General features: G+C 66.3%; 21 protein-coding genes. 9 read left to right on the top strand and 12 right to left on the bottom strand.

Going from position 1 to position 20,192, the window contains the following annotated elements:
• Positions 1–33: 33 nt before the first annotated feature.
• The 7 genes from E3T50_RS01135 to E3T50_RS01105 all read right to left on the bottom strand — a co-directional run bounded on the left by E3T50_RS01135 (position 34) and on the right by E3T50_RS01105 (position 7,663).
• Positions 34–945 (bottom strand): ABC transporter permease, encoded by a 912-nt coding sequence (locus E3T50_RS01135; RefSeq protein WP_134550188.1) that lies wholly within the window; start codon positions 943–945, stop codon positions 34–36.
• Positions 935–1,660 carry an ABC transporter ATP-binding protein gene (locus E3T50_RS01130; RefSeq protein WP_134464912.1) on the bottom strand — a complete coding sequence of 242 codons (726 nt, stop codon included), beginning with the start codon at positions 1,658–1,660 and terminating at the stop codon, positions 935–937. Before E3T50_RS01130 ends, E3T50_RS01135 begins: the two co-directional genes overlap by 11 nt.
• Before the next feature lie 62 nt (positions 1,661–1,722).
• Positions 1,723–3,135, bottom strand: coding sequence for a sulfate adenylyltransferase subunit 1 (locus tag E3T50_RS01125; protein WP_134550187.1), 1,413 nt, complete (start codon positions 3,133–3,135; stop codon positions 1,723–1,725).
• A gap of 4 nt (positions 3,136–3,139) precedes the next feature.
• Positions 3,140–4,201: an ABC transporter substrate-binding protein gene (locus tag E3T50_RS01120; protein ID WP_134550186.1), complete on the bottom strand. Its 1,062-nt coding sequence runs from the start codon at positions 4,199–4,201 to the stop codon at positions 3,140–3,142.
• Positions 4,201–5,133, bottom strand: coding sequence for a sulfate adenylyltransferase subunit CysD (cysD, locus tag E3T50_RS01115; protein WP_134550185.1), 933 nt, complete (start codon positions 5,131–5,133; stop codon positions 4,201–4,203). The genes E3T50_RS01120 and cysD overlap by 1 nt, the downstream gene beginning before the upstream one ends.
• Positions 5,130–5,930: a phosphoadenylyl-sulfate reductase gene (locus E3T50_RS01110; RefSeq protein ID WP_134550184.1), complete on the bottom strand. Its 801-nt coding sequence runs from the start codon at positions 5,928–5,930 to the stop codon at positions 5,130–5,132. Before E3T50_RS01110 ends, cysD begins: the two co-directional genes overlap by 4 nt.
• On the bottom strand, positions 5,927–7,663 hold the full coding sequence (locus E3T50_RS01105; RefSeq protein ID WP_134550458.1) for a nitrite/sulfite reductase: 1,737 nt from the start codon (positions 7,661–7,663) through the stop codon (positions 5,927–5,929). Before E3T50_RS01105 ends, E3T50_RS01110 begins: the two co-directional genes overlap by 4 nt.
• A gap of 225 nt (positions 7,664–7,888) precedes the next feature.
• Here E3T50_RS01105 and ftsY point away from each other — a divergent pair, with 225 nt between their 5' ends.
• Together ftsY and E3T50_RS01095 are read left to right on the top strand one after the other, a co-directional pair.
• Complete coding sequence (gene ftsY, locus E3T50_RS01100) at positions 7,889–8,764, top strand: signal recognition particle-docking protein FtsY (RefSeq protein WP_134550183.1); 876 nt, start codon at positions 7,889–7,891, stop codon at positions 8,762–8,764.
• A gap of 37 nt (positions 8,765–8,801) precedes the next feature.
• Positions 8,802–9,305, top strand: coding sequence for a DUF2004 domain-containing protein (locus E3T50_RS01095; RefSeq protein WP_134464821.1), 504 nt, complete (start codon positions 8,802–8,804; stop codon positions 9,303–9,305).
• 42 nt (positions 9,306–9,347) lie between these two features.
• Here the strand turns inward: E3T50_RS01095 and E3T50_RS01090 are convergent, their stop codons facing one another.
• Together E3T50_RS01090 and E3T50_RS16485 are read right to left on the bottom strand one after the other, a co-directional pair.
• Positions 9,348–10,667, bottom strand: a complete 1,320-nt coding sequence (locus E3T50_RS01090) for an MFS transporter (RefSeq protein ID WP_241990686.1) — start codon at positions 10,665–10,667, stop codon at positions 9,348–9,350.
• A 12-nt stretch (positions 10,668–10,679) separates the two neighbouring features.
• Entirely contained in the window at positions 10,680–10,856 is a 177-nt protein-coding gene (locus tag E3T50_RS16485; RefSeq protein ID WP_241990685.1) for a hypothetical protein, read from the bottom strand.
• Between the two features lie 67 nt (positions 10,857–10,923).
• Between E3T50_RS16485 and E3T50_RS01085 the strand changes: the two genes are divergently transcribed.
• From E3T50_RS01085 to E3T50_RS01070, 4 genes are all read left to right on the top strand, one after another.
• Positions 10,924–11,523, top strand: a complete 600-nt coding sequence (locus tag E3T50_RS01085; protein ID WP_166784167.1) for a TetR/AcrR family transcriptional regulator — start codon at positions 10,924–10,926, stop codon at positions 11,521–11,523.
• A gap of 7 nt (positions 11,524–11,530) precedes the next feature.
• Positions 11,531–13,120 carry a signal recognition particle protein gene (ffh, locus tag E3T50_RS01080; RefSeq protein ID WP_134464815.1) on the top strand — a complete coding sequence of 530 codons (1,590 nt, stop codon included), beginning with the start codon at positions 11,531–11,533 and terminating at the stop codon, positions 13,118–13,120.
• A gap of 470 nt (positions 13,121–13,590) precedes the next feature.
• Positions 13,591–14,223 (top strand): HNH endonuclease family protein, encoded by a 633-nt coding sequence (locus E3T50_RS01075; protein ID WP_134550181.1) that lies wholly within the window; start codon positions 13,591–13,593, stop codon positions 14,221–14,223.
• Positions 14,224–14,531: 308 nt separating this feature from the next.
• A complete protein-coding gene (locus E3T50_RS01070) occupies positions 14,532–15,350 on the top strand; it encodes an SDR family oxidoreductase (RefSeq protein ID WP_134550180.1) in 819 nt (272 codons plus the stop codon).
• A gap of 66 nt (positions 15,351–15,416) precedes the next feature.
• Here E3T50_RS01070 and E3T50_RS01065 read toward each other — a convergent pair whose 3' ends face one another.
• Complete coding sequence (locus tag E3T50_RS01065; RefSeq protein WP_134464809.1) at positions 15,417–16,553, bottom strand: glutamate--cysteine ligase; 1,137 nt, start codon at positions 16,551–16,553, stop codon at positions 15,417–15,419.
• Between the two features lie 214 nt (positions 16,554–16,767).
• On the opposite strand from E3T50_RS01065, the gene rpsP reads away from it, so the two are divergent.
• The 3 genes from rpsP to rimM are packed head-to-tail and all read left to right on the top strand — an operon-like array spanning position 16,768 to position 18,109.
• Entirely contained in the window at positions 16,768–17,172 is a 405-nt protein-coding gene (gene rpsP / locus E3T50_RS01060) for a 30S ribosomal protein S16 (protein WP_134464807.1), read from the top strand.
• 3 nt (positions 17,173–17,175) lie between these two features.
• Complete coding sequence (locus E3T50_RS01055) at positions 17,176–17,412, top strand: RNA-binding protein (RefSeq protein WP_134464805.1); 237 nt, start codon at positions 17,176–17,178, stop codon at positions 17,410–17,412.
• Between the two features lie 4 nt (positions 17,413–17,416).
• Positions 17,417–18,109, top strand: coding sequence for a ribosome maturation factor RimM (rimM, locus tag E3T50_RS01050; RefSeq protein ID WP_241990684.1), 693 nt, complete (start codon positions 17,417–17,419; stop codon positions 18,107–18,109).
• Positions 18,110–18,194: 85 nt separating this feature from the next.
• Here the strand turns inward: rimM and E3T50_RS01045 are convergent, their stop codons facing one another.
• Positions 18,195–19,370: a uroporphyrinogen-III synthase gene (locus E3T50_RS01045; protein ID WP_134550178.1), complete on the bottom strand. Its 1,176-nt coding sequence runs from the start codon at positions 19,368–19,370 to the stop codon at positions 18,195–18,197.
• An 8-nt stretch (positions 19,371–19,378) separates the two neighbouring features.
• Positions 19,379–20,188 (bottom strand): uroporphyrinogen-III C-methyltransferase, encoded by an 810-nt coding sequence (cobA, locus tag E3T50_RS01040; protein ID WP_134550177.1) that lies wholly within the window; start codon positions 20,186–20,188, stop codon positions 19,379–19,381.
• Positions 20,189–20,192 lie beyond the last annotated feature (4 nt).

Raw genomic sequence — 20,192 nt, 5'->3', positions numbered from 1 at the left:
CTTTCACGAAAGAAGAAGAGTGGATGCGCGCGGTCAGCGCAGGCCGGCGGCCATCAGCCCGCGACGGCGCAGCAGGCGACGTTCGATCGGAGCGAAGACGACGAGCTCGACCAGGATGCCGACGAACAGGATCACCAGGATCGTGGCGAGCACGCCGGACAGGTCGGCGAGAACACGGCTCTGGTCGAGCATCGAACCGAGGCCGAAACCGATCGTCCCGCCCTGGGTGATGATCTCGGCCGCCATCAGGGAACGCCAGGCGAAGGCCCAGCCCTGCTTGAGGCCGGAGAAATAGCCCGGCAGAGCGGCCGGCAGTACGACCAGGGTAGCCATCTCGAAGCGTGAGGCGCCGAGTACCGTGCCGACGCGGCGCAGCTGCGGCGGAATCTGATCGACCCCCGAGACGAGCCCGTTGGCGATCGAGGGTACGGCGCCCATCAGGATGACGAAGTAGACGGTGGCGTCGGTGAGGCCGAACCAGATGATCGCGGCGGGCACCCAGGCGACCGAGGGGAGCACCTGCAATCCAGACAGCAGCGGGCCGACGGCGCGTCGCACCGGGCGGCACTCGGCAAGCAACAACCCGATCGGAGTGCCGATGGCGACGGCGAGAAGAAAGCCGAGCCCGCCTCGTTCGAGACTCGTCGTGACAGCGAGCTGCAGGCGGTCGCTGTTCCACGCACTGGCCAACGCGCCGAACACGTCGAGGGGACCGGGAATCAGGTCGGGGCGGGGTTTGGCGATCACAATGTAGACCTGCCAGGCCGCGACGAGGGCCACAAGCAGCAGAATCGGCGGCACCACACCGTCGAGGGTGCGGCGGAAGGCGCCGCGGGGCGTTTCGGGAACGGCCTGCAGCGAATCCAGGCCGGCTTCGAGGCGCCGGAGTTCGTCGTGGCCGGCGTCGTGAACCCTGGCGGTGGCAGCCTGCGGATCAAGCGGCATTTTGGCGGATCTCCTCTCGCAGCTGGTCGGTGATCTCGTCGCCCAGGCGGGCGACTTCGGGGGATTCGATGCGGCGTGAGCCGGTGTCGGCGATGGTCCACTCGTTGACGATGCGGCCGGGGCGTGACGACATCAGGAGGATGCGTTCGCCCAGCCGGGCCGCTTCCCGCACGTTGTGGGTGACGAAGACGATGGTGCGACCGGTCTGACGCCAGACCCGTTCCAATTCCTCGTGCAGCAGGTCACGGGTGATCGCGTCGAGGGCGGCGAACGGTTCGTCCATGAGCAGCACCTTGCGGTCCTGCGCGAGCGAGCGGGCGAGGGCGACGCGTTGGCGCATCCCGCCGGAGAGCTCGTGCGGGCGTTTGTCGGCGGCATCGGCCAGATTGACCAGGTCGAGCAGCTCGAGGGCTTCGCTGCGACGTTCCCCGCGGGGCACCCCGCGCAGCTTGAGGGCGAGCTCCACATTGCGACCGGCGGTCAGCCACGGAAACAGGGCAGCGTCCTGGAACATGACGGCGGCCTTGCCGCTCGCCACGGTGACGGCGCCCTCGGTCGGCTTCTCCAGTCCGGCGATGATGTTCAGCAGCGTGGACTTGCCGCATCCGCTTGCCCCGAGCAGGCAGACGAACTGGCCGGCCTCGATCGTCAGGTTGATGTCGTCGAGCACGAGCGGGCCGGTGCCGTAGCGCTTGCCAAGGGCATCGATCGTGATCGCGGCCGGCTCGAGCGCAGCGGCGGCCGGGATTGTGGCAGCGGACACGTTGGTGAGGGAAGTCACGGTGACACTTCCGACCCGGCGCCCGAGCCGTCGCCGCCGCGGGTGGGTTCACCGGGGGCGGTGACGATGCCGGCGGCGAGGGTTGCGCCGTCCTGCGGGTGGATCACGAGGAACGCACCGGAGCGGCGATTCTGAGAGTAGCGCTCGACCGGCAGATCGCGTGACAAGCGGATGCTCGCCTGCCCGATATCGTTCACGGCGAGAGTCCTGGCCGGTTCAACAGCCAGTGTCGTCAGGTCGAGCCGGCCGGTGACCTCGCTGATCAGGGCCTGCATGACCGTCGTGCCGAACTTCACCAGCACACGGGCGCCAGGGGCGAGCGGGCGCGGGTCGAGCCAGAACAGGTCGGCTTCGAGGGTGCGGGTGATCGGCGGCAGGGTGTCGACGGCGGCGATCACCGCGCCGCGGGCCACATCGAGGTCGTCGGCCAGGCGCAGCGCGATCGACTGTGGCGCGAAGGCCTCGTCGAGAGCGACGCCGGCGAAGTCGATGCCGGTGACCGTGCTGGTGCCGCCGCCGGGCTCGACGCTCACGGTGTCGCCGACCTTGATGCTGCCGCTCGCGACCTGCCCGGCGTAAGCCCGATAGTCGCGGTAGGAGTCGCTGAGCTCGGGGGCCACGACGACCGCGCCCTGCGGGCGCAGCACGAGCTGAACGGGCAGGCGAAACGCCTCGGTGGCCTGGCCACGCTCGTCGAGATCGTCGATCACGGTGAGCGTTTCGAGCAGTTCGAGCAGGCTCGGCCCGTTGTACCAGGGGGTGCGCTCGGAGCGGTCGACGACGTTGTCGCCGACGAGCGCCGACACGGGAATGACCAGCACTTCAGCGATGCCCAGTTCGGCGGTGACCAGTCGAACGCTGGCCTCCACCTCACGATAGGCGGCCTCGTCGTAATCCAGCAGGTCGATCTTGTTGACCGCGACGATCACGTGCGGCACGCGCAGCAGGGCGACGACACTGAGGTGCCGGCGGGTCTGCTCGAGCACCCCCTTGCGGGCGTCGATGAGCATGATGACGGCATCCGCTGTGGTGGCGCCGGTGACCATGTTGCGTGTGTACTGTACGTGGCCGGGGCAGTCCGCCAGAATGAACGAGCGGGCGGGCGTCGCGAAGTAGCGGTAGGCCACGTCGATGGTGATGCCCTGTTCGCGTTCCGCGCGCAGGCCGTCGGTCAGCAGGGCGAAGTCGATTCCGCCGCTCTCGCCGCCGAAGCCGCGTTCGGTGGAGGTGCGGGTGACCGCTTCGAGCTGGTCGGCGAGGATGGCCTTCGAGTCGTGCAGCAGCCGGCCAACGAGGGTGGACTTGCCGTCGTCGACCGAGCCGGCCGTCGCGAAGCGAAACAGGGTGCCTTCTGGAGCGGCGACAGCGGCTTCGCTGGCAAGAATCTGAGTCTCAATGGTGAGTGTCATGCGTTTATTCCGTTCCCAATCCGCCGGCCGAGACCGGTTCTTCGGCGTGCTTGGCCAGTACGGCGTTCAGCAGTGCCACGTTGAACAGACCGTTCAGGTCGCCGTCCTTGCCGATGCCGGCCTTGACCGCCTCGGCGAGCGAGATCGGAAAGGTCGACGCCAACGGGTCGACATTGAATTTCACTTCGGTCAGGGCGCGGGCCAGCACGTCGTCGGCCAGAGCCTTGCCGGTGTCGGCCGTGAGTTTCGCGTTGATGACGGTCGCTGCGTCGGCCGGGTGCTGGGTGAGCCAGTCGACCGCGGTGACGTGCCCTTCGAGCAGGGCACTCACGGTGTCGGGGTGCTCCTCGAGAAAGCCCTTGCGCACGAGCAGCACGGTCGTGGGAAAGTCGCCGTTCTCCCACAGGTCGGCTTCGTTCACGAGAACGTGGCCTCCGGCTTCGAGCACGAGTCGGGACACCCACGGTTCGGGCAGCCAGGCGCCGTCGATCTTGCCACTCTGGAACAGGGTCAGGGTCTGCGCGTTCTCTGTCGGGGAGACATTGACCTCGCCGCCGCCGGTCGTACTGGTCGTGTAGCCCTCATCATCGAGCCAGGACCGCAGGGCGACATCCTGGGTATTACCGAGCTGCGGGGTGGCGAGGATGGTGCCGGCCAGGTCGGCCGCGTTGTCGATGCCGTCACGCACGACGAGTGCGGCACCTCCGCTGGCAGCTCCGGCCACGATGACGGCCGACTCGCCGCGGCTCTGGATGAACGTGTTCACCGCTGGACTCGGGCCGATGTAGGCGGCGTCGATGGCGCCGGCGCTGAGCGCCTCAACGGCGGCCGGGCCGGCATTGAAGATCTGGCTGCTCAGTTTCGTGTCGCCGAGGGCATCCGCGAAGTAGCCGTTCTGCAGCCCGACGAGCGCTGCGGCGTGGGTGACGTTGTCGAAGTAGCCCAGGCGAAGTTCGGCGGCTGGACCCTGGTCGGTGGCGGGCTGCGTGCCGACCGCGGCGACGCATCCGCTCAAAAGTAGGGTACTTCCGAGCATCAGGGCGCCCAGACGAAGTGAATTTCTCATCAGAAATATCCTTCCTTCTTGCGGTCTTCCATGGCGGCCTCGGAGATGCGGTCGTCGGCGCGGGTCGCGCCGCGTTCGGTGATGGTGCTCACTCCCACCTCGCGGACGACATCGGCAACGGATGCCGCTGCCGAGTCGACCGCGCCGGTGCAGCTCATATCGCCCACCGTGCGGTAGCGCACGGTGCGAAGTTCGATGGGCTCGTCGGCCCGTGCCGGGCTGACCGGGCTGACGGCGCGCCACATGTCGTCGCGGCGGTAGACCTCACGCTCGTGGGCGTAGTAGAGCGGGGGCAGTTCGATGTTCTCGCGTTCGATATAACGCCAGACGTTGAGTTCGGTCCAGTTGCTGATCGGGAAGGCGCGCACGTGCTGTCCCACGGTGTGGCGGCCGTTGTAGAGGTTCCACAGTTCGGGGCGTTGGTTGCGCGGGTCCCACTGCCCGAATTCGTCGCGCAGCGAGAGGATGCGCTCCTTCGCACGCGCTTTGTCTTCGTCGCGACGGGCACCGCCGAAGACGGCGTCGTGCCGACCGGCTGCGATGGCGTCGAGCAGAGGGAGGGTCTGCAGGGGGTTGCGGGTGCCATCGGCGCGTTCCGCCAGGCGGCCGTCGGCGATGTAATCCTCGACCTTGGCGACGGTCAGACGTACGCCGTGCGCGGCGACGGTCTTGTCGCGAAACTCGAGCACCTCGGGAAAGTTGTGACCGGTGTCCACGTGCAGCAGGGAGAACGGAATCCTGCCGGGCCAGAACGCCTTCGCGGCGAGGTGCAGTACGACGACGGAGTCCTTGCCGCCGCTGAACAGCAGTACGGGGCGTTCGAACTCGGCGACGACCTCGCGGATGATGTGGATCGCTTCACTCTCGAGCACATCGAGTTCGGACAGGCGGTGGGCGGTTTGCGGTGCAGCTGAAACTTGCAAAGTGGTCATAGGTGGAGCCCGCATTCTGTCTTCTCGAGGGTGGCCCAGCGGCCGGAACGGGGATCGGCACCCGCCGCGACGGGCTGGGTGCAGGGGGCACAGCCGATGGAGGGGTAGCCCTGGGAGAGCAGCACGTTCACGGGAACGTGGTGCCGGGTGGCGTAGTCCATGAGCTCGTCGTAGCTCCAGGCGGCGACCGGGTTCACCTTGACCAGGCCGTTGCGTTCGTCCCAGGTGACGAGCGGCGTGTTGGCGCGGGTGGGTGCTTCGTCGCGGCGTACACCGGTGAACCAGAGTTCGTAGCCGCCGAGTGAACGCTGCAAGGGTTCGACCTTACGCATCGCGCAGCAGGCATTGGAGTCCCGGGCGAACAGCTCGGCGCCATGCTCGGCGTCCTGCTCCGGCACCGTCGTCAGCGGCAGCACGTCGACGACGGTGACCGCCAAGGTCGCCGCGACGGCGTCGCGAGTCTCATGGGTTTCGGAAAAATGATAGCCGGTATCGAGAAAGAGCACGTCGATGCCGGGCAGCTGCTGCGACACGATCTCGGGCAGCACCGCGTCGGCCATGGAGCAGGCGACGGCCACGGCGTCGGCGCTGAAGTTTCGGGCGACCCAGGCGATGACCTCGGCGGCGGTGGCCTCACGCCCGTCGGCTGCGGCGGCCTGAGCGAGTTCGGCCGAACCCTGCTCGGCGAGGGCTTGCAGCTCGGCGGCCGGCCGGCGCTCCGGCAACGCACGAGCGGGCGCAGCGGATGCCGCGGCGCTGTTGCTGCGAGCGCGCGCGTTCAGGTTGATGGCGCTCATTTGAGGTCCTCCTCGTCGGCGCGGTGCGCCCACTGGGCAAAGGTTTCGTCGTTGGTGCGGGCGGCCAAAAAGCGCCGCACGAGGCGTTCGACGTAGTCGGCGAGGTCTTCGGCGGTCACCTTGAGGCCGCGCACGGTGCGGCCGAGACCGGCCTCGTCGCGGTCGACGGAGGCGAGTCCGCCTCCGAGGTGCACCTGGAAGCCGGGGGTGGAGCCGCCGTTGCCGTCCGGCAGCAGCTGGCCCTTCAACCCGATGTCCGCGGTCTGGATACGGGCGCAGGAGTTCGGACATCCGTTCACGTGCAGGGTGATGGGGTGTGGGGCGTTGATGTCGGCGAGGCGCTGTTCAAGCTCGAGGATGGCATCCGTTGCGGACTGCTTGGTCTCGACGATGGCGAGCTTGCAGAACTCGATGCCGGTGCAGGCCACGGTGGAGCGGCGGAACAGGCTCGGGCGGGCCGACAGGCCGATCTCGTCGAGGGCCGCGATGAGCGGTTCCACGTGCTCCTCGGCGACGTCGAGCACCACGATCTTCTGGTGCGGAGTCGTGCGCAGCCGGGTCGAACCGTGGGCCTCGAGCAGGTCGGCGAGCTTCACGAGGGTCTGCCCGGAGACGCGGCCGACGAACGGGGCGACGCCGATGTAGAAGCGGCCGTCCTTCTGCTTGTGCACTCCGATGTGGTCGCCCTGCGTCTTCGGGCGGGGCGCGGCGGGGCCGTCTGGCAGGGTGTAGCCGAGGTATTCGTCTTCGAGAATACGACGGAACTTCTCGGGACCCCATTCGGCGAGGAGGAATTTCAGGCGTGCCTTGCCGCGCAGGCGGCGGTAGCCGTAGTCCCGAAAGATGGACGCGACGCCGCGCCAGACCTCGGACACTTTGTCTTCGGCCACGAACGCGCCGAGGCGTTCGGCCAGGCGCGGGGTGGTGCTGAGCGCGCCGCCGACCCACAGGTCGTAGCCGATACCGAGTTCGGGGTGCTCGACGGCGACGAGGCCGATGTCGTTGATCTCGTGGACGACGTCCTGGCTGGGGTGACCGGTGATAGCGGTCTTGAACTTGCGCGGCAGATTGGCGAACTCGTCGGTGCCGAGAAACTTGCGGGCGAGCTCGTTGATCGACTCGGTGGGGTCGATGAGTTCGTCGGCGGCGATACCGGCCACGGGGGAGCCGAGGAACACGCGTGGCACATCACCGCAGGCCTGGGTGGTTTCAAGGCCGACGGCTTCGAGGCGGCGCCAAATCTCTGGCATGTCCTCGATCTGGATCCAGTGCAGCTGAATGTTCTGGCGGTCGGTGATGTCGGCGGTATCGCGGCCGAAGTCGCGGGAGACCTCACCGATCACGCGGGCCTGCTCGGTCGTGAGCTGGCCACCGTCGATGCGCACGCGCAGCATGAAGTAGCGGTCTTCGAGTTCTTCGGGCTCGAGGGTGGCGGTCTTGCCGCCGTCGATGCCGGGCTTGCGCTGCGTGTAGAGGCCCCACCAGCGAAAACGGCCGTGCAGGTCGGTGCCGTCAATGGAATCGAAGCCCTGCTTGGAATAGATCTCTTCGATGCGGCCGCGCACGGCAAGGCCGTTGTCGACCTGCTTCCAGACCTCATTGCCGTTGAGCGGTTCGGTGCCGTCGATCTTCCACTGGCCGTTCGGACGGGTGGATGGCCGCGGTGGTCGTGCTGCGGGCAGCGTCGTCGCTGTCACCGGTGCGTTCGCGGCCCCTGCCGCAGTGGTGTGCACCGTCTCGGTTTCGTTCGGCACGTCGGCTCCCTCGGTTTGCGGCGTCGCCTCGGTGTTCACAAACCGGAGCAACGCTTCTCACGCTAGTGCGCCGCGCGAAGAGGGGACAGCGAGGGGGTCACGTGTTGTCACACGCTGTCACGAAGCGTCACACAGGGTGCAGGGAACGGAGCAGGCGCTAGGCGGGCGCCGCGCAAGACGGTGTAGCCCCCGTAGGCTAGGAACATGGCTGAACGCACCCCCTGGTCCCTCTCCGGCGCGCTGCGCGGAATGTTCGCGAAGAAGACCATCGACGCCGACACCTGGGACGACCTCGAGGACGCCCTGCTGCAGGCCGATTTCGGCCCCACCGTGACCGAAGCGGTCATCACAGACCTGCACGCGAAGGTCGCCAGGTACAACACGACCGACCCGGTTGATTTACAGCGGATGCTGCGCGAGGGCATCGAAGAGCGGCTCTCGGTGCTCGATTCCACCCTGACGCTCTCCGAGCGTCCAGCCGTCGTGCTCGTCGTCGGCGTCAACGGCGTCGGTAAAACGACCACGATCGGCAAGTTCGCCAAATTTCTGCACACCTACGGCCGCAGCGTCGTGATCGGCGCCGCTGACACGTTCCGTGCCGGTGCCGTCGAGCAGCTGTCGACGTGGGCCGAACGGGCGGGGGCGCAAATCGTGAAGCCGCAGATGACGGGCCAGGATCCGGCATCCGTCGCCTTTCAAACCGTCGAGAAGGCGAAGAACGAGGGCATCGAAATCGTGCTCATCGACACCGCTGGGCGATTGCAGACCAAGGGCGGCCTCATGGACGAGCTCACCAAGATTCGCCGAGTCGTCGAAAAGCAGGGCCCGATTGCCGAGGTGCTGCTCGTTCTTGACGCGACGACCGGACAGAACGGACTCGCCCAGGCCGAGGCGTTCATTGAACACGCCGGGGTGACCGGCCTCGTGCTGACCAAACTCGACGGCTCCGCGCGCGGTGGCTTCGTGCTGGCCGTGCAGGAGAAGACCGGTATTCCCATCAAACTGGTCGGACAGGGGGAGGGCATCAACGACCTCACCGGTTTCACCCCGCACGTGTTCGCCCAGAAACTCGTCGGCTGATCGAGCATCAAAGAACTTTAGGGACAATGAGGACAGTATGAGCATCGAACACGATTTTTTCGGAATACTCGGCGACGAAGATGAGGGCGAGGTCTATTGGTCCGAGTCGGCCGAGCTCGGCGACCAGAGCGTCGAAATCGACCTCAGTGCGCCCGATGAAGCCTCGGTCACCGCTGAGGCCCTCGACATTGCCGCGGCCATGATCGGTTCCATCGAGGACCTCGACTCCCAGGTGCGCGAGTCCCTCGTCGCCGATCTGTCGGCCGAGGTCTCGGTGACGAGTCAGTACATCGCCGAGCAGCTGGATGAGATGGAGCCCGAGGCGATCGAAGACGCTATCATCTGGGATTCCGGTGATCAGCAGATCGATTTCCTGCGCTCGCTGCGCCTCCAGCGCATCGGCTTCCACCCGCACCACAGCGGCAACGAGGCACATTTCGCGATTCTCGAATACGCCATCAGCCCCGACGACACCGACGGCCTGCTCGTGGTCACGATCGACGTGCACGGCGACACGGTGTTGGTAGCCCTCGACAACTGAACCCCCGGAAGCGCAGGGCTACCTTCGTGCCTAACCGAGGTGCTACCCGAGGTGCACAGCGGGCTCCGAGCCGAGCAGATCTTCCTTGCCCGGGCGCACCAGGAAGAACGCGATGGGCGCCGCCGCGAACATGATGATGGCCGCCCCCAGAAAAGCCGATTGGTATCCGCGCACGAGCGCGCCGAACTGCACGGCGTGCGAGGGTACCTTGCCGACCAGGTACCCGCTCACGGCGGCCGTGTACAGCGCGGTGAACAGCGCGGTTCCGAGCGATCCCCCAATTTGCTGCATGGCCGTTACCGCTGCGCTCGCGGCACCGGCGTCGTGTTCGGCGATCCCCGACAGCGCCACATTCTGCAAGGGTACGAAGATCATGGCCAGGCCGACGCCGAGCAGAATAAGCCCGGGCAGCACCGCCAGCGCATAGTTGCCACCCACCGTGATGCCGCTGAGCCAGAGCAGCCCGGCCGCATCCACGATCGGGCCGACGGTCATCGGGATGCGCACGCCGGAACGGGCCAGGAACTTTGACAGCACCCCCGCACCGATCATGATTGTCGCGGTCATCGGCAATGCGGCAAGACCGGACTGAATCGGGGTGTATCCCAACACGATTTGAAGATAGAGCGTGAGAAACAGCAGCCCGCCCAGAAGTGCGGCGCCCGAGAGTAGGGCGGTGAGAACAGCCCCGCCGCGCACCCTGCTGGCCATAATTCGCAGCGGCAGCAGCGGATGATTCGACCGGCTTTCCGCCCACACAAACAGTCCCAGCAGTACCAGTCCCACCGGGAGGCAGACGAGCACGGGCCAGGTGCCCCACCCGTTCTCGGCCTGCGCGAAGCCGAAGACCGGGGATCCGAGACCGAGCGCCACGAGAATAGTCCCCGGCACGTCGTACCGGGTATTGCCGTGCGCCTTGCTCTCCCAAATGACCGGGATGGCGGTGGCGATCGCCACGATGGCGATCGGCACGTTCACGTAGAGGCACCAGCGCCAGCTCGCGTACTCGGTGAGCACACCACCAAGAATGAGGCCGACGGCTGCGCCACCGCCGGCGATCGCGCCGTAGACGGCGAATGCCTTGATGCGGTCCTTGCCGCCGGGAAAGTTCACGGTGAGCAGGGCGAGCGAGGCCGGAGCGAGCAGCGCCGCGAACAGACCTTGCAGGCCGCGAGCGGCGAGCAATTCCCAGGTGCTCTGTGCGGCACCACCGAGGGCGGAGGCGATGGCAAACCCGGCCATACCCACGATGAAGGCGCGCTTACGGCCCCAGAAATCGGCGATGCGCCCGCCGAGCAGCAGCAGCGCACCGAACACGAGCGAGTACAGGGTGACGACCCAGGTGCGGTCACCGTCGCTCATACCGAGCGCGGTCTAAGCCTGGGGGAGCGCGATATTCACGATGGTGCCGTCGAGCACGACGGTGAGCTGGGCGAGCGCGACGATTGCGAGTAGCCACCACCGGCGCGGGTTGGCTGGGGGCGAGGCAGCGATGGCCTGGCTCGCCGGAGCGGTACCGGGCGGATCGGTGCTGATGCTGGGGGTCGACATAGCTGCCACCCTATCCAACACCGAACGAACTAGTTTGTTTTGTGTCGGAAATGGTTATAGTCGAGGTATGGCACGCGACGGAGCAGGTACCCAGACACGCATTCTGGAAGCGGCACGCGCGGAGTTCGCCGCCCATGGCCTCGCCGGCGCGCGCGTAGATCGAATTGCCAGGACTGCCTCGGCGAGCAAGGAACGCCTGTACGCCTACTACCCCGCTAAGAAACACCTGTTCCTCGAGGTGTTGGAACTCAACCTGCGCGAATTCTCAAGCGACGCCGTGCTGACCGACAACGACGTGCCGGCTTTCGCCGGAGCGCTGTTCGACCACGCGGTGCGCCACGGCGATCACCTGCGCATGATCGACTGGGCGCGCCTCGAAACCGACGGCACCTGGCTGCCGGCCCTGGAAGTCATGCTCGGTTATCGCGACGAACAGGTGCGCCGCATCCGCTTGGCCCAGGCCGCCGGTCGGGTCGACACGGCGTGGGATCCGGTGCAGCTCATAACCCTCATCTTCGGCATCGCCACTGCCTGGCTGCACGAGCCCGGCGCGGTGCAGGAGCGCGGCGGCGCGCCCAACCCGGTCGTGATCAAGACCCGGCGTGCCAACGTCATCCGTGCGGTCGAGCGACTGATCGCACCGAGCGCAACGGCTGCGATAAACTGAGCCCATCATGGCAACTTTTGGAAACCTCTCAGATCGTCTTGCCGAGACGTTCAAAAACCTCCGAACCAAGGGCAAGCTCAGCGCAGCGGATGTCGACGGCACCGTTCGTGAGATCCGTCGCGCCCTGCTCGACGCCGACGTCGCCCTCGAGGTCGTCAAGGACTTCACCGGCAAGGTGCGGGAGCGCGCCTTGGGCGACGAGGTCAGCAAGGCGCTGAACCCGGCCCAGCAGGTCGTGCAGATCGTCAATGACGAGCTCGTCACCATTCTCGGTGGCCAGCAGCGTCGGCTGGAATTCGCCAAGAAGCCGCCGACCATCATCATGCTCGCCGGCCTGCAGGGCGCCGGTAAGACCACTCTCGCCGGCAAGCTCGCCAAGTGGCTCGCCAAAGACGGCCACACGCCGCTGCTGGTCGCCGCCGACCTGCAGCGCCCCAACGCGGTCACCCAGCTCGAGGTCGTCGCCAGGCAGGCCGGCGTCGCCGTGTACGCGCCGGAGCCCGGCAACGGCGTCGGCGATCCGGTCAAGGTCGCCCGCGACGGCGTGAAATACGCCCTGCAGAAGGTGCACGACGTCGTCATCGTCGACACCGCCGGACGCCTCGGCGTCGACGCCGAGCTCATGAAGCAGGCCGCCAACATTCGCAAGGCGATCAACCCCGACGAAGTACTCTTCGTCATCGACGCCATGATCGGGCAGGACGCCGTCGCCACAGCGAAGGCCTTCCAGGACGGCGTCGACTTCACCGGCGTCGTGCTCACCAAGCTTGACGGCGACGCCCGTGGCGGGGCGGCTCTCTCGGTCGCGAGCCTCACCGGTCGCCCGATCATGTTCGCTTCCACCGGTGAGGGGCTCGACGACTTCGAGCCGTTCCACCCCGACCGCATGGCCGGCCGTATCCTCGACCTCGGTGACATCCTCACCCTGATCGAGCAGGCGCAGGGCGCGTTCGATGAAGACGAGGCCCGCAAGGTCGCCGAGAAATTCGCGACCGACACCTTCACCCTCGACGACTTCCTCGGCCAGATGCAGCAGCTGCGCAACATGGGTTCGATCAAGAAGATGATGAGCATGCTGCCCGGCGCCGGCGCCATGAAGGCGCAGCTGGACAACTTTGACGAGCGCGAGATCGTGCGCACCGAGGCGATCATCCAGTCGATGACCAAGCTGGAGCGCACCACTCCCAAGCTGCTCAACGGCTCGCGCCGGATGCGCATCGCCCGGGGGTCCGGATCGAGCGTCACCGAGGTCAACCAGCTCGTGCAACGCTTCGAGCAGGCCGCCAAGATGATGAAGACCGTGGCCAAGGGAGGCATGCCCAACATTCCCGGCATGGGCCCGATCCCCGGTGCCGGTTACGGCGGCAAGCCGAAGGTGCAACAGAAGAAGAAGGGCTCCAAGTCGGGAAACCCGGCCAAGCGCGCCGCCGAAAATGCTGCGATCGCCTCGGGAGTCAAGCCCGCCGGTGAGACCATGCGGGCGGATGCCGGCGGCTCCGGGTTCGGCCTCGGCTCCGGCGCCCAGCCCGGCAGGGGCAAGGCCGGCGGCCCGACCGAGGACGAAATGGCCGCGCTGCAGAAAATGCTCGGCCGGTAGCATCCGCCTGCCCGAAGAGGCACGCTGCGAACCTGCGCGTCGGTAAGTCGCGCCCGCCACCGACTGGCTGGCCTGGCGCGACTCCAAGAACGCCTGAGCACCCACGCCCTGACCGATTCAGCACGTGGATGCCGCCATCGTCAACGGACGCCTGTACGCCCACCGCGTGTTTTCCTGAGGGCTGCTGAACTCGCTGCAGCGCTCGGCGCTGCCGCGCTCGGCGGGGAGGAGGGTCAGCGACTCTGTCACGCGGGGCGCCACGCTGCTCGAGATCATGCTTGGAGGCCACGTCACGCACAGGCGGAGTGCTGCTTGCCGATATGACGCGGCCGGTGCTCCGAACCGGCCGTCGCGCGATGGCTGCCTAGTGTTCACCTGAATGGCCTGCGGTGCAGACCCGCGACCCGAGAGTATTGAGGCAATCCGATGAATCGATGACTTCTGATTCACGGTCGATCCGAGGAGTCTCGATGACACGTCTGCCCCCCGCCCTGCTACTGATCGGTGCACTTGTCGTTGCGGCGACTCATCTGACGGCCACTCCGGCATTGGCCTCCCCGCCGGACCCGCCGGCGCTCAGCACGATCAACAGCGAGCTGGCCACGATCGCCACCAAGGCCGAGACGGGTTCGGCCGGGTACTCCCGAGATTTATTTCCGCACTGGTCCACGCAGTCCGGTAGCTGCGACACACGAGAGATAGTGCTCCAGCGCGATGGCGTCGACGTCGTGACCAGCTCGACCTGTTCAGCGACCTCGGGAAACTGGTACTCCGTCTATGACGGTGCCTGGAACTACGCGTCGTCGGATGTCGACATCGACCACGTCGTGGCATTGTCTGAGGCTTGGGGGTCCGGAGCGTCGACCTGGACAACGAGCAAGCGTCAACAGTTCGCCAACAGCCAAAGCGACGGTCAGCTCATCGCGGTCACCGACAACGTCAACGCGTCTAAGTCCGATAGGGACGCGGCGGAGTGGCAGCCGCCGCTGGCCTCGTACCACTGCACGTACGCCAAGCATGTTGTGCACGTAAAGTACGGGTGGGGGCTGTCCATGGACTCCGCTGAAAAGGCCGCGATCAAGTCCATGCTGGCAACCTGCTGACGGCCCAGATGATTTCAGCGAACACGACGGTGGCAACGGCGATGGCGAGGGCGTAGAGCGCGACGACACCCTAGCGCCGGGCCGGGTCCAGGAACGGGTACGGCACCCATCCGTCGGTTGCCCCGCGGATGGTGACGATCGAGGGCGACGACGCCGGCCCGTCGCCACCGCAGCCGGTTGCGTAGTAGGTTCGCCACCGTTGGAGCGATCAGGGCGCGAGAGCGACACCCGACGGCCCGTGCAGGCGGGAAGTTTGTGCCCGCGTCGAACGTTATCCGTGTAGGCAATCCATTGAAAGGAACATACCCATGAGCAAGACGTGGTTCATTACTGGCGCGTCCAAGGGCTTCGGCCGCGAGTGGACGGAAGCGGCGTTGGAGCGTGGCGACAGCGTCGCAGGCACCGCACGAAAGCTGGAAACGCTCGATGCTCTCGTTGAGCAATATCCGGATACTTTTTTTCCGATTCGGCTCGATGTCACGGACCGGGATGCGGATTTCGCGGCCGTGCAGAAGGCGGCTAAGCACTTCGGCCGGCTCGATATCGTCGTCAATAACGCTGGGTACGGTCATTTCGGCATGGTCGAGGAATTGACCGAAGACGAGGCCCGAGCGCAAATGGAAACGAACCTGTTCGGCGCGCTCTGGATCACCCAGGCGGCGGTGCCCGTTATGCGTCAGCAGGGTTCGGGTCACATCATCCAGGTGTCGAGCATCGGCGGTATCAGCGCCTTTCCCACGGTCGGTATCTATCATGCGTCGAAGTGGGCGCTCGAGGGCTTCTCACAGTCCCTCTCTCAGGAGGTCGCGGGCTTCGGTATCAACGTGACATTGGTGGAACCCGGTGGCTTCTCGACCGATTGGTCGGGTCCCTCCGCCTCGCGGAGCGAGGAGATGGCGGAGTACGCCGATGTGCGCCAGGCGGCGGCAAATCGTCCCTCCGCGAACGATCCCGGTGACCCGAAGGCCACCCGGGGCGCGATCCTCAAGGTCGTCGATGCCCAGAAGCCACCACTGCGCATCTTCTTCGGCAAGGCGCCCCTGGGCATCGCGACGAAGGATTACGAGTCACGACTGGCGACGTGGAACGAATGGCAGCCGGTTTCGATCGAGGCGCACGGCAACTGAGTTCTCGGGCCAACGGCCTGAGAGAGTGTGAACGGTGCCCGGTTGTCCTGCCCGTGCCCAACTGCTCTAGCTGCCGAGGCCCTGCGCCAGCTCGTGGCTGAGCGCGGAGACCACGGCTGGCAGGCTCCCGCCGTTGGCGGCGGCGACGGCGAGCTGGCGTTGGTAACTGCCGCCGTCGTCGATGATGCGGTGGAGGCTGAGCAGCTCGGGCAGGCAGCCGAGCCGCACCGCGACGGGGGAGAGGATCTCGATGAGGCGACGCACGTCATCGGTCACGAGACATTCGGCGCCGGCCGCACCAAGGATGATCTCGGCGTCGAGCCCGTAGCGCGCCGCCCGCCATTTGTTCTCGCGCACGAACCACGGCTGCATGCGCGGTACGTCTTCTCCCGCGTCGAGGCGGGTAGACATCCACTCGACCAGGCATTGGATGAACGCGGCGATCGCCCCGAGCTCTACGGTGGTGGAGACGCTGTCGCAGACGCGCACCTCGATCGTGCCCCAACGTGGGGACGGGCGGATATCCCAGCGCACCTCGGTGACGTCGTCGATGATGCCGGTCACCGCCATGTCATCGACGTAGCGCTCCCACGCCTCCCAGTCGGGCAGATCCCATGGCAGGCCGGCGGTCGGCAGCTGCTGGAACATGAGGGAGCGGTTGCTGGCATAGCCGGTGTCGACGCCGGCCCAATACGGGCTCGAGGCACTCAGCGCCTGCAGGTGGGGAACATAGGTGAGCAGGCCGTTCATGATCGGGATGACCTTGGCCTTGTCTTCGATACCCACGTGCACGTGGATGCCCCAGATCATCATGTTGCGACCCCACCACTGGGTGCGGTCAATGAGCTTGTGATAGCGCGCCTTGTCGGTGACGGTCTGGTCAAACCACTGCGCAAACGGATGCGATCCGCTACAGATCACATCCACGTCGCGGCCGGTCAGAACGCGGCGAACCTCGCCGAGCTGGCCGGCGACATCCGCTACCGCGTGGCCCACCGTGTCGTGCACACCGGAAACCAGCTCGACCGTATTGAGCAGCAGTTCACCGGTGATGGTCGGATGGGAGGAGCCGTCGGGACCGCGGAGGGCGTCGAGCACCTGGTCGGCGACCCCGACCAAATCGCCGGTGGTGCGGTCCACCAGGGCGACCTCCCACTCGATGCCCACGGTGGAGCGGGCGGATCGGGCAAATTCGAGTGGCACGGGCGCTCCTTGGATGGGCTGGTGAGAGCCGTTTTGGTCGATTATCACGTTTCGATTAGCACCGGGTGCGCAATCTCTGACAGAATGATTAGTCGCGATCCGTTGTGCCCGACCCTCTATCTCGGTGCAACGTGATCCTATAGAGCTTATGCCGAGTGTGCCCCCACGCTCACGGCCCAAGGTTCGCCAAACACCGAATCAACACTGGAGAATTGTGGCTGTCAAAATCCGTCTGAAGCGCATGGGCAAGATCCGTGCACCGTACTACCGCATTGTCGTTGCCGACGCGCGCACCAAGCGCGACGGTCGTGTCATCGAAGAAATCGGCATCTACCACCCCACGGAGGAGCCCTCGGTCATCGAGGTCAAGTCCGAGCGTGCGCAGTACTGGCTCAGCGTCGGCGCTCAGCCGACCGAGCAGGTCGCTGCCCTCCTCAAGCTCACCGGCGACTGGGGCATCTTCAAGGGCGACAAGAACGCCAAGAACACCGTCAAGGTGAAGGAACCGAAGGCCGCTTTCGTCGCTGACGAGAAGAAGAAGCCGGTTCTCAAGCCCAAGGCCGAGAAGCCGGTCGTCAAGGCCACCGAGGTTGCTGCCGAAGCAACCGAAGAGGCGTAACTGTTGCTTGCTCCCGCGCTCGAACACCTCGTCAAAGGGATCGTTGATCACCCGGACGATGTGCACGTTGCAGAAAAGAACTCGCCGCGAGGCGAGGTGCTCGAGGTTCGTGTGAACCCCGAAGACCTCGGCCGGGTCATTGGTCGTGCGGGTCGCACCGCCAAGGCCCTGCGCATCCTCGTTGCAGCTCTGGCCGATGGTCGACGCGTTCGCGTCGACGTCGTCGACACCGATTTCTAGTTCAGTGAACGACACGACGGTGGACGATAGCGAGAAGGACCGCACCCAGCAGTTACGGGTGGGGCGCCTGACCAAGGCTCACGGCCTCAAGGGAGCAATCAAGCTCGAATTGTTCACGGATGACCCGGGACGACGTTTCGTTCCGGGCGCCGTGTTCACCCTGCAGGTTCCGACCGGTTCGACCTGGCACGGCAAGACCATCGAACTCGTCGAGCTGCGCTGGTACAACCAGCATGCGGTCGGTTTTTTCAAGGATGTTGTCGACCGCAGCGCGGCAGAAACGCTCGCGAAGGCGATCCTCTGGATCGACGCGGACGTCGCCGAGCAGTCGGATGAAGAAGATGCCTGGTATGACCACCAGCTCATCGGGCTCGCCGTCGTGCGGGACGGTGTGCGCATTGGCACCATCGGTCGCCTCGAGCACCTGCCCGCCCAGGACTTGTTGATTGTGAAGACGCCCACCGGCGACGTCATGATCCCGTTCGTTAAGGCGATCGTGCCGAGCGTCGACGTGAAAAACGGCCTGATCACGATCACACCGCCGCCCGGTCTGCTCGAAGAGCTACCGGAAGACGAAGCTGATGTGGACCCCGAAGCGGATGCCACGGCATCCGCCGCAGAAACCGGCGCTGTCGAAACCGGCCCTGCAGAAACCGGCGCCGCCGAAACCGGCGCCGCAGAAACCGACCGCACTTAAGGCTCATATCCGTGCCATTGCCGGTGCGCGCCCCTGCCCGATCCGTCGGCCGCATGGGAGCGCACCGGCACGTGTGTGTCGGGAGCTAGACGTTGAGGCGGTAGCCGCGCTTCACCACGGTCGCCACCAGGCCGGGCACGCCGAGCGTTTGCCGCAGCCGGCTGAGTGAAACCTCCATGGCGTGATCGTCGGAGTCGCCGGCCAGCGCGAGGGTGAGGTCGTCGCGGGAGACGACCGCCCCGCGTGCGCGCACGAGCGTGCGCAGAATCGCGAGCGCCATCGGCGGCAGCTGCACGCGCTCGTCGCCGATCTGCGCGATCGAGCCGCGCAGTTGCAGGAGCCCGTTCCGGGTCTCGACCCGTTCGATCATGTTCTGTTCGAGGTGCTCGCAGACCAGCCGGATCAGTGCGCCCATGCGAAACCGGGTCGGCTGAATCGGCGTGATCCCGGCCGCGATCAGCGGGGCGCTGGTCACCGGGCCGACGGCCGCCGCGCAGACCCGCGTCTGCAGCGCCTCGAGTAGCTCGGGATACACCTCCATCCCCTCTGCCGCGGTGAACAGGGCGTGCACGGCCGGCGCGCTCGTGAACGTGACGCAGTCGAGTTGGCGGGCACAGATCGCCTCGACGAGCTTGTAGACACGCTCATCCGTGTCGTCGATGGCGATCCAGCGGTAGGGCGCGACGACGAGCACGCGCTGATGCACGGCGCGCAGCCGGTCGAGCTGCACCTCGTCGGTGGCACCGTGCACCTGAATGCCAATGACGAGCCCGGGTGGATACTCGGTCAGAACCTTGTCGACGAGCGAGGCCGTCGTCTCCGAGTCACTCATGCCGGAGTCAGCCAGCCCGGTCGCGCGAATGCCGCCGCGCGCTTTCGGCCCGCGTACCAGAATGATCGCCTCGGCCAGCGCGTCGGTCAGCTCGGATCCGATGCCGTCTGCCTCGGCCACCTCGAACCAACGCCGCACGCCGTAGCCGGTGGTGGCGAGCAGAATATCGGGCCGCGCAGCGATCATGGTGCGGGTGTCCTCCAGCAGCGGGCTCTCCTGCTCGGCGTGCGCGATGCGCAGGGTCGGCGCGTGCATGACACGGGCCCCGCGCCGCTCAAAGGCGTCGATGAGGTCGCTGGAGCGCCGATCGCTCGTGACACCGATACGAAAACCTTCGAGCTGATTCGGCTGCAAGACCGGTGCGGGTAGATCAGACGCGGCGGATTCTGCAGCCCCGGCACCCGAATCCGTACCGCTCCCGTCGCTCATTGTCGCCATCAGTCGTTCACCGCGAACGCCGCCGCTCGGGCCACGAGGTCTTCCGCGGCGTCGTCGCCACGAAAAGCCAGGCGCACGACTTCGCCGATCACGAGCACGGCGGGGCTGCGCACTCCAGCCGTGGCGGCGTCAGCCAGGACTGCCGACAGTGTGCTCACGGTGGTGCGCTGGGTGGCACTGAATCCGCGCTCGATTATGGCCACGGGAAGGTCGGGGGACATGCCGTGTCGCAGCAAACCCTGGCTCAGCGTGGGCAACGTACCCACGCCCATCAGCACGACGACGGTGCTGCCGAGCAGTTTCAAACCTTCCAGCTCATTTTCGGTGAGCGGCGCGTGGCCGCTGATCACGGTGAAGGCGTGGCTCATGCCGCGGTGGGTCAGCGGAATTCCGGCCGCCGCCGGCACCGCGATCGCACTGGTGACTCCGGAAATGACGGTCACGGCAATGCCATTGCGGTGGCAGGCGAGAACTTCCTCACTGCCGCGCCCGAATACATACGGGTCGCCGCCCTTGAGCCGCACGACCCGCTTGCCGCTCAACGCGTGATCGACCATCAACTGTTCGATGCCGGTCTGTGACACCGGGTGACTCCCGGCGCGCTTACCGACATCGATGAGAGTGGCGTTCGGTGCGAGCGTCGCCAGTTCGTCATTCGGCGCGAGGCGGTCGAACAGCACGATATCGGCGTGCCGGAGCGCCTCGGTCGCAGCCGCGGTCAGCAGCTCGGCGGCGCCGGGGCCGCCGCCGACGAGGGTGACCTGGCCGGGGGGAACGTGCCCAACTGAGCGGGAACTTTGGCCTGTCATCTGC

Source organism: Cryobacterium gelidum, assembly GCF_004403985.1.
Classification (GTDB): Bacteria; Actinomycetota; Actinomycetes; order Actinomycetales; family Microbacteriaceae; genus Cryobacterium; species Cryobacterium gelidum.
The sequence above is the reverse complement of the archived record's forward strand: the minus strand, read 5'-3'. Positions and strand labels throughout refer to the sequence as shown.